This window comes from Neisseria sp. P0021.S006, from assembly GCF_051956895.1.
This window is the reverse complement of the sequence record NZ_JBQCWZ010000707.1, coordinates 1-717: the sequence shown is the minus strand read 5'-3', so window position 1 is coordinate 717 and position 717 is coordinate 1. Positions and strand designations below refer to the sequence as shown.

Below are 717 nucleotides of genomic sequence, written 5' to 3'. Positions count from 1 at the left end.
TTATTGCACCGAAGACCTGATTGCCTGCCGCCGACTGCTTGACGCAGGCTGTCAGGCGTTGATGCCGTGGGCGGCGCCGATTGGCACGGGTTTGGGCGCGGTTCATGCTTATGCGCTGAAAGTCCTACGTGAACGCCTGCCCGACACGCCGTTGATTATCGACGCGGGTTTGGGTTTGCCTTCGCAGGCGGCGCAAGTGATGGAATGGGGTTTTGACGGCGTGTTGTTAAATACCGCTGTTTCCCGTAGCGGTGATCCGGTTAATATGGCACACGCTTTTGCGCTTGCGGTCGAGTCGGGCCGTCTGGCTTATGAGGCGGAACCTGTGGAGGCGCGTGAGAAAGCGCGCGCCAGTACGCCGACGGTGGGTCAGCCTTTTTGGCATTCAGCGGAATATTAATAAACGTCAGGGCGTGTCGTACACGCCCTTTTTTGTTGGTGGAAAACCTGATTTTAGGTTGAACAGAATGTTCAGACGGCCTTGGCCAAAAGCTGTTTCAATGGCTTTAAGATTTGCCATGCCTGCGCTTTGAGTTGCGGCTGCATCAGTAGGCGGGCGGGGTGGGGAATGACGAAATGCGGCCGCTCTGCGCACAATTCGTTCATCAGCCCGATCATGTCGGGGCTGTCGAAGATTTTGCCGAGGAACAAGACTGCGCGCGCTTGCGAAGCGGTCAGCTCGTTTTGCATTTCGGCAAGCTCGGAGCGGATGTGTTC

2 pseudogenes are annotated in these 717 nt (G+C 56.8%); one reads left to right on the top strand and one right to left on the bottom strand.

What is annotated here, in order from left to right:
• A pseudogene (locus ACTHUM_RS16610) lies at window positions 1-400 on the top strand (thiazole synthase); the annotation flags it as partial.
• A gap of 71 nt (window positions 401-471) precedes the next feature.
• Here ACTHUM_RS16610 and ACTHUM_RS16605 read toward each other — a convergent pair.
• Window positions 472-717: pseudogene (locus ACTHUM_RS16605) on the bottom strand (uracil-DNA glycosylase family protein); the annotation flags it as partial.